This window comes from Mariniphaga sp. (genome assembly GCF_041687215.1).
GTDB lineage: Bacteria > Bacteroidota > Bacteroidia > Bacteroidales > Prolixibacteraceae > Mariniphaga.
In genome coordinates this window covers 1-14,840 of the sequence record NZ_JAWLCI010000056.1, presented here as the reverse complement: position 1 = coordinate 14,840, position 14,840 = coordinate 1, and the positions used below count along the sequence as shown (strand labels likewise).

Below are 14,840 nucleotides of genomic sequence, written 5' to 3'. Positions count from 1 at the left end.
TAGGTTGTAAAAAAATGGGATTCTTTTGCACAGTTGCTTCTCCCAGGGGATTTCTTCGAAAGGATGCTTCCAGCGCATCTTCCCGCCCCGACAGGGGCAGGCTATTTAAACCCAATGGCAACGCCTTGGGAAGAATGGATGACCTCGAGGCAAAATCGCCCTGAAAGGGCAGGTTAATTAAAATGTGTCGGAATTTGCATTTACCAATTTGCCCTTACAGGGCACGGATGATAAATGTGGGGGTATATTCCCCGGGGTGTTGCCCCCGGCTGAATTAAGCCGGACTTTCAGCCCGGTGTTTTTATGGTGACGGTTTTTCGATATATCCTGGTTCTCTGTATAAATCCCTTCGCCAAAATTTTGTAATTTTAGAAGGTGTACAAAAAGCTGAAATTGAATGATTCCGGTATTAAAAATTAAAATGATGCTGCTGTTTTATTTGCTGAATGTTCCCCTTCGTGATGGTGGCCACGCCTACACCGAAACCAACCTCGACCGGTTAGTGGTGGAGCCATGGAATTTTGTTACCGCTGCGTTTTTTGTAGCCATAGCGATATACTGGTTTTTGAAAATCAGGAAGGAAATACCCCGGTTTGGATTTTTGTTTGCCATGCTGATTTTGCTGCTCATTGGCGGGGTGGGAGGCACCATTTATCACGGATTCCGGTGGCACCGTGCTTTTCTGATGATGGACTGGATGCCGATCATAATTATCACCTTTTCAGCGTCCGTTTACTTTTTTATAAAAGCCTGGGGTAAATGGTGGCCGCCTGCCATTCTGCTTGTCCTTTTCTTCTTTTTGCAGGGAATGCTTTTTAACAGCGGACTTCCCACACAAACCGCCATCAATCTCAATTATGCATCCATGGCCGTGATGGTGCTGGTGCCCGTTGGCTGGTACCTGGCAAAAACCGGTTTTGCAAACGGCCATTTGGTTGGACTGGCACTTTTGGCATTTGGTGCGGCGCTGTTTTTCCGGTGGGCCGATAAACTGGCCTGGTTTCCCATGGGTACCCATTTTTTGTGGCATATTTTCGGGTTGGTGGCGGTTCACCTGATGATGCTGTTTTTGTACCGAACCCGGCTGGCCGAAACCCGTTAGAAAGTTTTATCTTTGCGGTTCATAAAAGGAATCCGATATGTCACTGATAATTGAAGAAAAAGACCTTGAAAAGTTTATAATGGTTGGCGACCGAGTGCTGGTAAAACCCAAAACTCCCTCAAGCAAAACCAAAACCGGTTTGTATCTGCCGCCTACTGTTCAGGAGAGCGAAAAAATACATAGCGGCTACATTGTAAAAGTGGGCCCGGGATACCCGATTCCTGCTGTTACGGAAGAAGACGAAGCCTGGAAGCAAAAACAGGATAATGTGCGATATGTTCCGTTGCAGGCCCACCGTGGCGACCTCGCTGTTTATCTCAACAAAAGCGGTTTCGAAATTGAATTTAACAACGAAAAATACATCATCCTCCCACACTCCGCCATTCTGATGATTATCCGCGATGAAAACCTCATGAAATAACGTTCCGAATTTGAGCTGGCGTCCGCCGGCTGGCGAATCACCTGCTCAATAGTAAAGAAAGATTTCATTTTAAAAACCAAAATGGCCAACCGGTGTTTACCTTTAAACATTTTACTTAAAACTTTAAACGGATAATTATGTACACAGGATTGCTTCACACCCATAACATGTTTCGCTGGCTGGTTTTAATTGCGCTGGTTTTGGCGCTGGTTTTTGCATTTATTGGCTGGGCCGGCAAAAAGGAATGGACAAAACGCGATAAAATTACCGGGCTGGTTCTCACCATTTTTATGGACATTCAGTTTTTAGTCGGTTTAATTTTGTACGCTTTTGTGAGCCCGTTTACCAAAGCTGCTTTTGCCGATTTTGGCGCCGCCATGAAAAATGCCGATTTGCGGTTTTACGCGGTCGAACACATTTTGTTAATGCTGATTGCCCTTGTTTTTGTTCACATCGGAAAATCAAAATCGAAAAAATTGCAGGAACACTGGAAAAAACACCGTGCTGCCGCCATTTGGTTCGGCCTGGCACTTGTGCTGGTTCTGGTTGGAATCCCGTGGGACAGAGCTTTGTTTTTCTAAAGATAAGGATTGATAATGGTTAACCCTTCAACCTTTTGATTATGATGCAAATCTTCTGAATAAAGGATATTACATTTTGCTTCAAGCGCGGCTGCTAAAATCAGAGAATCATAAAAGGAATACTTCCACCTTTGCTGAATTTCCAGACCTGAAAAATAAAGTTCTTTGGATGGAAATACTTCAATAATTGGATATAAAACCTTTTGGATGTAAAGTTTTGAATCTTCAGGTTTCAACGGAATTGCAAACTTTCTGGTTGCAACATTCAAAAATTCCTGTATAACCTGAAAACTTATACTGCCATTTCCTCCAATTGCTTTTTTTATGAGCTTTTCAGAAATAATTCTTTTTTCCTGTTCTGGTGATTCGAAGGAATAAACAAAAATATTGGTATCTAAAAAAAACTTATCGCTCATTCATTTCTTCTCTTGAGAATTTTCTTCCGGCCTTTGCATACCTTAATGACTCCATAATTTTATCATATTCTTCAGCCGCCTTTTTTCTTTCGGAATACTGTTTTAACCATCTCCTGAAAACAGCATTTAGAGTTGTTTTTTCAGAAATGGCTCTTTCCCGGGCTTTTTGAATTAAATCTTCCTCTACACTAAAAGTTATATTCTTTAACATGGTTTACACTATTTTCGTGTAAAATTACCTAAAAAAACATTTTCAGTCAAATTATTATGATAGCTTTTAAAAAATCAGGATAGCTTCAGAGGAAAGCGATGTCATTCTTTGGACAGTCCTAAAAAACTCCAAATAACAAACATCAAATGACAAATAAATTTCAAATGTATAATTCCAAAATAGCTTAAACCCTTTGAATATTAGGCATTTGAGTTTTGTATTTTCTTTGAAATTTGTATTTTGAAATTTGTTATTTCTAAAACTTTCTTGGAAACACTAAACAGTTTTAATCCTGAAGCAATTTATTGGCTGCCAGTGCCAGAAACATAAAATGGGTAGCTCCTCCGCCCATAACATATTCGGTTTGCTGCCACATAAACGGCCACACTTTCAGCTCAGGAAAATCGGGTCGAATAATTCCGGTGCCCGAAGCCACACCGCCGGGTGTAAACGACCAGTCGGCGCGGTTTACGCCGTAAGCCACCAACAACGAACGTGAACCCACACCCGAAGCAAACGACGAAGTATTTTCTCCCGGATGATGTCCCAGCACAAAATGCAGGGCATTCAGCAACAAACTATTATCGAAATATTGTGGCAGATTTTTATGCAGAAAGTAGTGCTGCATGCCCAGCCGCTGAATGCCCCAGCCATCGCCCCAAATGCGAATGTTGTAAGGAACTCCAAACGGGTTTTCCTTTTGCCGCGCGGCCAAATCATCTTGTAATTTCGTAAATGCCTGCATAAGTTTTTCAAGAAACTCTTTGTTTTCCATTTCATTAACAACTCGTGCCACCATATATCCCACAGAACTGATGTTGGTTACGATTTGATCTTCCATGGCCAGCAAGTCGTTTTTATATTTGACCGAACCGGTTGTAACAAACAGCTCCACAGCAGCATTGATTCGCGAAGTAGCCCACCGGTTGGAATTGTCCCGCTCCATGGCATACAATTCTTCAGCAGCCTGCAAACATTGCTGCGCGAGGGTGTCGTTATATCCTTTCAGCACGCGGGCTGCTGCCGCCAGCGCCTGAATGGCCGTGTATTCGTGCCCCGGATGTTCTTCCGTAAATACCCAACGGTCGTCGGTTTTACCCGATTCCGTTCCGGTGCGTTCGTTTTCAGCCAGTTCCGGGTTGTGTTTCAGCCCGTCGGTCATGGAGGCGGCGTCGCCCAGCAAAACATACTGACGCAGGTGGTTGCAAATGATGCCCCGGTAAAGCCGTCCCAGATTTTGGTAGCCTCCCAAAATGGAAAGCACACCATGCTCCACCTGCTGCAAAATATCGGGTTTGCCGTCGGGAAGGTGAATTTCCACAATCCGGCTTTGCTGGTCGATGGTGGTTTGATCCCAGTCAACGTCAAATTCCTCGTAAGCCAGTGCCAGCGTCCAGACGGTTCCCGACTGCGATTCCACACGCAAATCGTAATCGCCGGCATCGTGCCAGCCGCCAATGTTGAGGCCGGGAACTTGGTCGTACGGTTCAAAATCAGTCAACGTGGAAGGCCCCTGCACATATCCGTCGAAATGGTTGGTGTCAACCGGCGCCATCAATGCATCGTCCATGTGGCAGAGGTCGTGCCAAACACGGTACCCTTCGTTAATGCGCATGTGGCACATTTGCACCGGCAGAAAGTACTCCAGCGTGGGTTGCCACACATGACGTTCGTAAACATTGGCATCTATTTTAAACGGTTCGGTTTTGTATTCGCCGTAAACCACCTGATACAAACCTGGTTGTTTCACTTCCGAAAAATCGAATTGGTAATAATTAAAACGCAGGTATTTCCCCCACTCCTCCGGTGTTGCTGTTTTCACCGTTTCAAATCCGCCGTTTTCCGACAACCGAATCAATGAAATCTTTTCCAAACGGGTTTCAGCTTTATCCAGTTCAATTGTTGCAATTTTTTGCTGATTGATATGATACCCGACCTGACTGGTGTGCACCACCGGCTGATGTTTAAAATCCGGAACCACGTGCGGCTCCACGAGCCATTCAATGGCTGTTTTGGAAGCACCGGAAGGCACTTCGGAGCGTACCACAAACCAGCCGTTGTTGTGGTAAAATCGTCCGTCGAGCAGTTGAAGTTCCGATTTCAGACTGGTTATTTTTAAAGTTTGCTCCGGAACATCGGGAGCAATGGTTAACATTTTGCCTTTGGCCAGCGGAAAAGCCTGCCAGTTGCCGTCGGCATCCTGCTGCATGGGTCCGTTGGGTTGTGTGGGGAAAAGGCCTGAACTTCCATCCATATACCAGGTTTTTCCAAACAGCAAACCAGGAAAAAGTTCGAGGTTAAAACCCACTTTTCCAATCCACTCTTCAGGAAGCGGTTCTTCCAAATCCACCACAATCCGGAAATTTTTTCCTTCGCCAAACACCCGAACATCGTAACTGAATTCCAAATCAGGATAAAAAATGGGATTAAACCCTTTCATGTGGCGGCTCTCATCCGGGAAGGAGCAGGTGACCCTGATTTCATTGTTTTCAGGGAATATTTGCCGATCGCCGGTTTTGGGAATGGGTTGCCACTGTCCCGGAGTGGGCTCCAGTCTGATGTCGCCGTTGGTGGCCACACGGGTTCCGTTCTGAATAATTCCGATTGCTCCCTGATGGCCTTCGGGATAAATGTCGTAAAATACCATCACATTCAGGCCGGGCATTTCAAAATATTCATGTTCATTTATAACGAGTGACTGGGAATGGGCAATAAAGAAGGTTCCGATTACAAGTGCCAAAGAAAAGATTTTTTTCATGATTAAAATGGTTTAGATTTCAAATTGTAAATATAACAACCTGCCAATATAAATCAGGAGTTCAGGATAATTTTATTTAATCCGGATTATTCACAAATAATTCCTATCTCCGATAGCGACTAAAATTCAGTAAAACTTTTTTCAAAAATTCAACTTCATCTAAGTCGGGATTAAATAAATTCATCCGGGGTTGCATCAAATTCCATTTTTTCAGGAACCTTTGGAATAATGAATATTTTACACCGTGACTTAAGCCCGGTGAAAAGAGACAAACACAAACAAATCATTAATAGTATTAAATGCTAAAGCCGCAAAAGTAGCTGAGAAAGTCAAACACCGGGCTGAGCGCCGGTGAAAAAAAATAAATGCATTACATCGTTATTTAAATCGTGGATTTTGAAGTACATCCATTCATCCTACCGGGTCAAAAAACTGAAAATAGCGTAGCATATTGCTGAATTTTAACGATTAGCAAAAAATCACACATTTGAAAGGAAATTTTTTTTACATTCGCCATGCTAAAATGCAGTTTGTACCCTACAATAAATAAAAAAAACCGATGAGGCTTGACTGGAAAACTATATTCATTTTATTACTAATTGTCCTTTCGCCATTTTTTGCAGATGCTGCCCTTCAAACAAAAGAAGACAGCCTGAAACAAATTTTCCAATCCACTGAAATAGACTCAGAAAAAGGAAATGCACTACTTCAATTGGCAAGAATATCAAATCTGGTTGACAAGGAGAAATCGATTGATTATTACACCCAGGCACTTCAATATGTAAAAAATGAATCGGAAAGGGGTGCGATATTAGATACCATTGGATTATATTATCTTCAGTTGGGAAACAACACAGAAGCACTGGTTCATTTTCAACTGTCTGGTGAAATTTTTGAACAACTGAATGACAGTTTATGGTTAGGCAAAATTTACAACAACATTGCGGTTGCCCATTACTGGCTTGGAAACAGCATTGATGCTTTAAACCATTACCAGAATGCTTTAGGCATAAGAAGCGCTTTAAAGGATATGATTGGGGTTTCGAGGGTTTTAAATAATATAGGTTTAATTTACCAGGAATGGAACCTCTACAAAGATGCGCTGGTATGGCATGAAAAAGCGCTGGAAACAGCCTATAATTTAAATGACACAGGTTTAATCGCCTATTCCTACTCGAATATTGGACAATGCTATGAAAATTTAAAAAATTACAATTCAGCTTTGGAAAGCTACCGCACCGGTTTCAAATATCAGGTTCAGTTGGATGAACAAAACCTGACCAATTCATTCTTCTCTTTGTTTTTTGGCGAATTGTACAGCAAAATGAACATGCCCGATTCCGCCCTTTTTCACTTCCAAAAAGCTTACGATTATGCTATCCGGATTAACAACAGAAACAGACTGGCCATTGCGAATTACAATCTCGGAAAATCTTACTTTGAAATAAATGAATTGGATTTGGCAAAGGAACACCTGAATAAGAGCTTCAATTCCTCTGTTGAAAACAATTATAAATCATTGGAAAAAGACAATCTTTTTATTCTTTCCAAAATTGCTGAAAAAAAAGGAAAAATATCCGATGCACTTCGGTACATGAAAGAAGCCAACATGCTAAACGACAGCCTCTTTAATACAGAAAAAATTGCCAAATTCACTGATTTGCAGGTCAAATATTTTACCGAACAACAAAATCAGGAAAATTTGCTGTTAAAACAGCAGAACGAAATTCAGGAGATTGCTATCCGGCAGCAAAAATTAAAAACCAGAATTCTCATCATTAGCGGGATTTTTATTTTGGCCATTCTATTTTTTATTGCCCGGAGCCAGATTTCGTTGAAAAAATTAAGTGCCCGTCTCGAAAAATCGGAAAAAGAACTGCTGAAGGCCAATGCCGGTAAAGACAAATTTTTCACCCTCATTGCACACGATTTAAAAAGCCCTTTCAACGGATTGCTAGGTGTTACCGAAATCCTTTCCGAAAACTTCGACGAGCTTCCACCAAACCAAATCAAAAAGCTGATTTTTGAACTAAAAAAATCGGTCACCAATGTATATTCGCTGGTACAAGGACTGCTGGACTGGGCACAAATTCAAACCGGAAAAATTGAATACCGGCTGGAAAAAACGGACCTTTTCAAACTTGCCGAAGAGGTGACGAATCAATTGGAAGCTTCTGCAACAAACAAAAGTATTACGCTGGAACAAAATATAGTTGATAATACATTTGCAATTGCCGACGAAAAATCAGTATCAACTGTTTTCAGAAACCTGATTTCCAATGCCATAAAATACACCAAACCGGGAGGATGGGTTAAGGTTGAAGCTGTTAAAAAAGAAAATTATATTGAAGTTTCAGTTGAAGACAACGGAATTGGAATTCCCCCCGAAACGCTAAAAAAACTGTTCACCATAACTGAAAAAATTTCAGAACAAGGTACAGCCAAAGAAACCGGAACAGGTTTGGGGTTAATCCTTTGCAAAGAGTTTGTTGAAAAAAACAACGGGAAAATCTGGGCTAAAAGCGAACAGGGAAAAGGAAGCCGGTTTGTTTTCACACTGCCTGCCGCCAACTAAAAAAGTGATGGTATGACTTTGGGTCATGCTATCACTTTTTATCCTTTCAACTGTACTGAGCTGTTTTGCTGTCTTTGCAGATTCCAGTGATGGTATGACTTGGAGTCATACCATCACAAAAAAAAACCAATCAGTTTTTTCCTGCCGAATAAATATCGTTAATGAGATGCTGGTATTTTACCGCCACCACATTCCGGCGCAGTTTCAGTGTGGGCGACAATTCTCCGGTTGCCGGTGTCCACTCTTCGCAAACCAGTCTGATGCGGCTAATTTGTTCATGTGAGCCCAGCGTTTTATTAATAATTTGTACTTCTTTCTGAATTTTTTCAACTACCTCCGGAATTTTAATCAGCTCCTCGTTGTTTTGATAGTGAATTTTATGCTCGGCGCACCAGTCGTGCAGCAGCGGAAAATTGGGTGAAACAAGTGCGCTGGCAAATTTTTCGTTGGCGCCAATTACCATCACCTGTTCGATGAGGTTTGATGTTTTCAGTTTGTTTTCAATCATTTGTGGCGCAATGTACTTCCCGCCCGATAGTTTGAAAATCTCTTTTTTGCGATCAGTAATTTTCAGGTATTTTCCATCTTCGAACACACCAATGTCGCCAGTGTGGAACCAGCCGTTTTCGTCAATCACTTCAGCGGTTAATTCGGGCGCCTTGTAGTAACCCATCATCACCCCAGGACCTTTGCACAAAATTTCACCGTCGGCAGCAATTTTTACTTCGAACCCTTCCAGCACCGGTCCAACCGTACCGATTTTCATTTCGCCCGTGGCCGGATTATTCACAGCAATTACCGGCGAAGTTTCAGTCAGTCCGTAGCCTTCCAGGTTATACATTCCGGCCATGCCCAAAACCCGTGCAATACGGGGCTGCAGCGCCGCGCCACCCGAAACTACATAAACAATATTTCCACCCAGAGCTGCCCGCCATTTGGAATAAATAAGTTTGTCAGCCAGTTTAATTTTAAGTTTAAGAAGCGGACTGTAATTTTGTTCGTACTCGAAATGCCGGGTTAAACGAAGCGCCCAAAAATAAAGCGACTTTTTAACTCCGGAAAGTTCTTTTCCCTTGGCCACAAAACCGTCGTAAACCTTTTCGAGCAACCGGGGCACCGAATTGAACATGTGTGGTTGAATTTCCTTGATTGCCGCAACAATCTGCGAAAGATTTCCCACGTAATAAATGCCCATACCCTTATATTGAAAATGGTAATTTACGCTGCGTTCGTAAACATGGCACAACGGCAGAAAACTGATAACCTTGTGATCTTTACCTAGGTGGTGCATTTTTGAATGAGCCACGAAATTAGAAACCAGGTTGTTCTGCGAAAGCATTACACCTTTGGGAACCCCGGTGGTTCCCGATGTGTAAATGAGTGTGGCCAAATCGCCCGGCTCAATGGTTGATTTAACCTTATTCAGGTTGCTTTCCAATTCAGTCCGTTTCGATTCTCCCAGCGTTAAAATTTCTTCGTAATTTTTGGCGCCTTCCACCTCCTCAAATGTGTAAATTTCCTGAATACCTGACAGCATCCGGACAACCGGAACAAGCTTTTCGTAGAGTTTGCTGTCGCCAACAATGAGAATTTTGGCTTCGGAATGTTCCAGAATGAATTTATACTCGTCCTCGCCAATGGTAGGATAAATGGGTACATGCACCACGCCGGTCATGGACATGCCCATATCGGCAAAATTCCATTCGGGCCGGTTGGTGGTTACAGTGGCCACTTTATCGCCCTTTTTAATGCCGAGGGCCAGCATGCCCAAAGCAAACTGATGCGATTTTTTATAATACTCTTCGGTGGAATAGGTGTACCAATTTCCGTCTTTTTTGCCTCCGAGGGCATCTTCACGAGGAAATTCGTTTATGTATTTGTCGAGGATGTCAAATGTACGTGTAACTGTAACTGTCATTTTTTTACTTTTTAGAAAACGGCCAAATATACTTGTTTTGCACCTTGGCATATTTCGGAACCCAAAGGGAAATAAGAGCCTTTAGTTTATTTAGATTAATTCAAAATAATTTCAATATTTTGATTTACAATATTTTACATTGATTTTTTTCGACTAAAAGAATAAACTATTCTAAAAATACAGAATTTAAGAAGGATAAATCTGGAAGACTTTCGACCTTTTTTTGGAATGAAAAAAAAACTTTGATTTAGAAAATGCCAAAAAACTTTATTCCTTCAAAGCAAAAAATCAGAAAAATTAGGGTGCAGTTCTTTTATTACGCATTTCCAGGTATTGTAAGTCAAAAAAAACAGAACTTCTGTTTGTCAGAATAAAAACCTTATTTTCAAATTTCTAACCTCATTAGCAAAACAGAACCCGAAATAACTCAGACCTTATTACCTTATTCTGCATCTGATTAACACTGGAAAAAAATAATGCATTTGATGCCGAATTGAGTTGAATCTGATGTTGGTATCATCAAATAGTAACCTTCAATAAATAAGGTAATAAGGTTTTGGTTTTGTAGTATTTCAACTGGCTACTAAGGTTTTATCAAAAAATAAGGTTTTTTAGAATATAATTTGGCCAAAATGTTATACTCCTGAATAATCATACAGCCACATGATAAATCCGGTTCTCTCTGTCGGCTGCATAACTCAAAGCTGCATAGATATCATTTTTTGCTATTTTCGTACTTCATATCTTTCAAATAAGCCCAAATCATCAGTCCGCCAAGTACCCCAAAAGTAACAAGCACAGAAGGATGCACGCCGTCGGCCACACCTTTGCCGTAAGAGTGCAAACCGGCCAGGAAATAGTTCACCCCGAAGTAGGTCATAAGCACCGAAGCAAAACCAAATACCGAAGCCATATTGTAATTGTAAACTCCTTTAAGCGAAGGAATCAGCCGCATGTGGGCAATAAACGAATAAATCATGATGGTTATCAGCGCCCAGGTTTCCTTGGGGTCCCAGCCCCAGTAGCGGCCCCAGCTTTCGTTGGCCCAAACGCCGCCCAGAAACGTGCCGATGGTCAGAAAGTACAACCCAACCGTAACCGACATTTCATTAATGGAAGTGAGTTGGTCGATAAAATGGTTCACCTTGCCTTCGTTGGAATTTCGCCGGATGATAATGAGAATAAGTACCAGAATTCCCAAAAACGCACTCAGTCCGAAAAAGCCGTAACTGGCTGTAATTATGGAAACATGGATGGTGAGCCAGTAGGATTTCAGCACAGGTACCAGCGGTGTAATTTCCGGGTTCATCCAGTTGAGGTGGGCCACAAAAAGCGAAACACCCGAAAGGAACGCTGCCGTGGCAATAACCATGGGATATTTCCGGCCAAAAAGGATTCCGGCAAACATGGCAGCCCAGGCCACGTAAACCACACTTTCATACCCGTTGCTCCAGGGCGCCCGGCCCGAAATGTACCAGCGGATTATAATACCGGCAGTGTGCACCACAAACAGCAACACAATGGCATAATAGAACGACTTTTTCAACAATACAGGCAGTGGCTTTTGCCTGAAAATATTGGCAAGCAGCACCACAAGAAGCAAGAAACCAAACAACAGATAATATGGGAAAATCCGTTCGAACGGATTCACCTTGTTGTACAGAATTTCAGCATCTTTTTTGGCCTGCCCGGGTAGCAAATCGCCGCCATATTTTTGCTGAAAATTGTCCACTGCATTCAACACTTCCAGCGCTTCTGAATTGTTTCCGTTCTGGATGGACTGAATCAGCAGGTTAAATCCGCTTTTAATAAAAATGGAATCGCCGCCCGTGTATTCAGCAGCATTTTCACCCGGCGAATACCAGGGGTCCTCCACCCTTTCGCGCGGAAAAACTTCAAACAGGGTTCCCCGAAACACCATAAAACAGATGCTAATCCGCTCATCGAGGTGAATGTAATCCTTTTCCATCTGGTTGCGGAAAGCGGCAGGTTTACTAAAAGCAGCCCGAACTTCCTCAGCAATCCTGTAATTGCCCTGCGCGTCAAACATCTGCTGCACCGAAATGGTTTTGCCGGAAATGCCCAGTTCGGCAGCCAGCTCTTTACTTTCAACCCGCACAAAAGGCAGGGTTTGCCAGATTTCGGAGTATGTCATCATGCTCAGCACCACCTCGTCGGCAGATTTGCCGTAAAGCGACGACTTCCGGCTCAGCTTGCGCACAATCTCGCTGTTCATGGTGCTCAACGGTTTGAATCGCCCGTCAACACTCTGCACCCACAGTTTGCTGAAGGTTTCCGACAGTTGCGGGTCAACAGCCGGGATGTTGGCTCCCTGCCCAGTTTGAGCCGAAGCGCCGAATGAAATTCCCGTAACCAGAAGCGCCAAAACAACCGCTTTTGCTGAACTTTGTTTCAGGCGCTGCGCCAGAAACCGGAAATAGGAATTTTTATTGAGCAGGGACAACACGAAACCCAGCCCCAGCAGGATATAACTGATGTAACTAATCCAGGTACCCCACAAATCGTAGTTTACCGAAAGGATGGTGCCTTTTTCGTCCTGGTCGTACGACGACTGAAAAAACTTAAAACCTTTGTACAGCAATGTGTTGTTCATAAAAATGCGCACATCGCGTTCCACACCTTCAGCCTCATCAATAAGCACCACTTCGGAAGCATAAGATGAAGGCGATTCGGAGCCCGGGTAGCGTTCCAACTGAAAATCTTTTAAATAGAGGCTGAACGGCAAATGAATGGGTTTGGCACCGTAAGCCAGTTTCAGCGTGGCGTTGGCCAGCGAAACTTCAACCGTGTCGGCATCCATGCTGGCATGACCAAAAACCGGAATGGTTTGCTGCCGCACGCCGTCGGAAATCTGAACCATTACCGCCTGCTCGTTGGTTTCATGTGCACTTTTTACGGCTGTAAAAGATGCGCTGGGATAAAAATCGCGCACCAGTACCCGGAAGTTATTCACATTGTACAAAAACATTTTTTGCACGGAGATGGTGTCGCCGGCCTCGTATTCGGTGGTTTCCTGGGCGGCCATAGTGGTTTCCTCCACCGGGTAAACCGAAATCATTTTCAGTTCTTCATCCTGAATGAAAAAGCGCACCGGCGTTTCTTCGCGGGCTTCAAAACCTGCCACCAGTCCGGGGTATTCCAGCACATCGCCTCGACGAAAAGTGAACGACTGCATTCCCTCACGGTCGGGAGCGGCAAATACAAAATCGAGCACTGCTTCGCCTGATTCAGAAGGAATGGCTTTGCGCTCGGAATGTGCAAAAAAGCCAATCGTTTTTACCTCCACTTTTTGTCCATTTACATCGAATTTAGCCGAAAACTGGCGGGGTGTAATTTCCGAAAAACGTACGGTTTCTTCTTCGGTCTGGTTGCCAATGCCGGCAAAAAATGTAGCATCTGAGGAAAGGATGGTGTTCGAACTGTCGTTTTCGCGGATGTGCATGGAGCCCTCGTAGCTGAACCACCGCGTAACGGCAGCGCCCAGCAGCATCACCAGAAACGAAACGTGAAACAACCCGATGGTAAACCGCCGTTTGGTGAGCAGCCGGTATTTAAACAGGTTGTTGAGCAGGTTGAGGGCAAATAGCGCCCACAGCGCCTCAAACCAGTGAGTGTTGTAAATGAGCGAACGGGCCGCCGGCGTGCCGTAGCTGCTCTCCACAAACGTGGCAATGGCCATGGTAAAAGCCAGCGTTAAAAACAAAAAAGCCATAAACGGCAGCGAGGTAAAAAACTGATATATTTTCTTCATTTCAGCACTTTCTTTTAAGGCGCTGAAAATAGCTCATTTTACTTTAATGGCAAAAAGGAAAAGGCAAAAAAGGACGGGGAGGTGTTTTATTTTAGGGATTTGTTTATACTCTTTATAAAACAGTGTAGTCAACCACCTACTCGACTGTATGCAGTTTGTTCTTTATATGCTTTCGTTATTTCATTTTTCAATTTCACTGTATTTTTTTGGTTTAGTCATTTTATTCAGGGAGTTTATTGAAATTGAACTTTGACTTCTTTCGTAATTGTTAAGTCGATAAGTCGGTAAAATAAAAAAATCCCATTGCTCCATTTTTAGCGGGTCTATAATGCATTGGTCTTTGTGTTTTAAATGACAGAATACATAAAGATCTGCGTGTCTTTTGGGTTCTCCAAGTTGCATATTTGTTTCTGCGTCCCAATATCTGGTAGGTTTGATTGAGAATGAAATAGTCGAAAAACTCTTTTGGTTCCAACTTTGGATGTATGCGGCAGATTTGACTTCTATTTTTATTCCATCTGCGGTTGTCAAGTCATAAGCATCCCATTCGTCTCTTAAATTTTCAGGATTCAGTTCGACTGCTGTTCCAACAATAAATTCCGCAAATTTTCCACGAGTTGCATTGCTCAAAATGTCAGATACGCTCCAACGCCAAAAGTCTAACAGGTTGTAATCTGTATTTTGACCATTGTTTGTTAAATACTCGTTTCCGGTTTTCAGACCTGCTTTTATTTCTTTGAGTTCGTTCATTTATAAATTACATAACGGTTGGCAAATGTTGCAGAGCGGATTTCGGAGAGCGTTCCTGTCCGCGAGGACTGAACAGCGATAAGAGAAACTACAGTTGCTAACCGCACCAACCACGCTTTGAAATATGTACTTTAATTATGCGCTGGTTTTTTGATTTTATTTTTAAAACGGTAAATCATTTTCGTCATCAAATGTTGGTTTTCTATCGTTAAATAGACTTATTGGTATTTCAACTTCATTTAGTTCTACTTTGACACATTTATTGTTTTGAATAACAGAGGCCTATGTCGTATTGCCGTTTTATGTGGCGTTCCTTTAGTTGCCTGAGCAAGCGAT

At 42.7% G+C, this 14,840-nt stretch carries 11 protein-coding genes; 5 read left to right on the top strand and 6 right to left on the bottom strand.

Features of this window, described 5'->3' with window-relative positions; all coding sequences use genetic code 11:
- Positions 1-14: 14 nt before the first annotated feature.
- The 4 genes from ACESMA_RS16640 to ACESMA_RS16625 all read left to right on the top strand — a co-directional run bounded on the left by ACESMA_RS16640 (position 15) and on the right by ACESMA_RS16625 (position 2,104).
- A complete protein-coding gene (locus ACESMA_RS16640; RefSeq protein ID WP_372949985.1) occupies positions 15-164 on the top strand; it encodes a hypothetical protein in 150 nt (49 codons plus the stop codon).
- A 233-nt stretch (positions 165-397) separates the two neighbouring features.
- Entirely contained in the window at positions 398-1,102 is a 705-nt protein-coding gene (locus ACESMA_RS16635) for a hypothetical protein (protein ID WP_372949984.1), read from the top strand.
- Between the two features lie 37 nt (positions 1,103-1,139).
- Positions 1,140-1,523: a co-chaperone GroES gene (locus ACESMA_RS16630; RefSeq protein WP_372949983.1), complete on the top strand. Its 384-nt coding sequence runs from the start codon at positions 1,140-1,142 to the stop codon at positions 1,521-1,523.
- A gap of 137 nt (positions 1,524-1,660) precedes the next feature.
- Positions 1,661-2,104, top strand: a complete 444-nt coding sequence (locus ACESMA_RS16625; RefSeq protein ID WP_372949982.1) for a hypothetical protein — start codon at positions 1,661-1,663, stop codon at positions 2,102-2,104.
- On the opposite strand, the gene ACESMA_RS16620 is transcribed toward ACESMA_RS16625, so the two are convergent.
- From ACESMA_RS16620 to ACESMA_RS16610, 3 genes are all read right to left on the bottom strand, one after another.
- A complete protein-coding gene (locus ACESMA_RS16620) occupies positions 2,101-2,520 on the bottom strand; it encodes a PIN domain-containing protein (RefSeq protein ID WP_372949981.1) in 420 nt (139 codons plus the stop codon). The genes ACESMA_RS16625 and ACESMA_RS16620 overlap by 4 nt on opposite strands.
- Positions 2,510-2,731 carry a hypothetical protein gene (locus tag ACESMA_RS16615; protein WP_372949980.1) on the bottom strand — a complete coding sequence of 74 codons (222 nt, stop codon included), beginning with the start codon at positions 2,729-2,731 and terminating at the stop codon, positions 2,510-2,512. The genes ACESMA_RS16620 and ACESMA_RS16615 overlap by 11 nt, the downstream gene beginning before the upstream one ends.
- 286 nt (positions 2,732-3,017) lie before the next feature.
- Positions 3,018-5,489, bottom strand: coding sequence for a glycoside hydrolase family 9 protein (locus tag ACESMA_RS16610; protein ID WP_372949979.1), 2,472 nt, complete (start codon positions 5,487-5,489; stop codon positions 3,018-3,020).
- 559 nt (positions 5,490-6,048) lie between these two features.
- On the opposite strand from ACESMA_RS16610, the gene ACESMA_RS16605 reads away from it, so the two are divergent.
- A complete protein-coding gene (locus tag ACESMA_RS16605; RefSeq protein WP_372949978.1) occupies positions 6,049-8,064 on the top strand; it encodes an ATP-binding protein in 2,016 nt (671 codons plus the stop codon).
- A 130-nt stretch (positions 8,065-8,194) separates the two neighbouring features.
- Here the strand turns inward: ACESMA_RS16605 and ACESMA_RS16600 are convergent, their stop codons facing one another.
- The 3 genes from ACESMA_RS16600 to ACESMA_RS16590 all read right to left on the bottom strand — a co-directional run bounded on the left by ACESMA_RS16600 (position 8,195) and on the right by ACESMA_RS16590 (position 14,504).
- Complete coding sequence (locus ACESMA_RS16600) at positions 8,195-9,982, bottom strand: AMP-dependent synthetase/ligase (protein ID WP_372949977.1); 1,788 nt, start codon at positions 9,980-9,982, stop codon at positions 8,195-8,197.
- A 715-nt stretch (positions 9,983-10,697) separates the two neighbouring features.
- Complete coding sequence (ccsB, locus tag ACESMA_RS16595; RefSeq protein ID WP_372949976.1) at positions 10,698-13,754, bottom strand: c-type cytochrome biogenesis protein CcsB; 3,057 nt, start codon at positions 13,752-13,754, stop codon at positions 10,698-10,700.
- A gap of 180 nt (positions 13,755-13,934) precedes the next feature.
- Positions 13,935-14,504 (bottom strand): hypothetical protein, encoded by a 570-nt coding sequence (locus tag ACESMA_RS16590; protein ID WP_372949975.1) that lies wholly within the window; start codon positions 14,502-14,504, stop codon positions 13,935-13,937.
- Between the last annotated feature and the right edge of the window lie 336 nt (positions 14,505-14,840).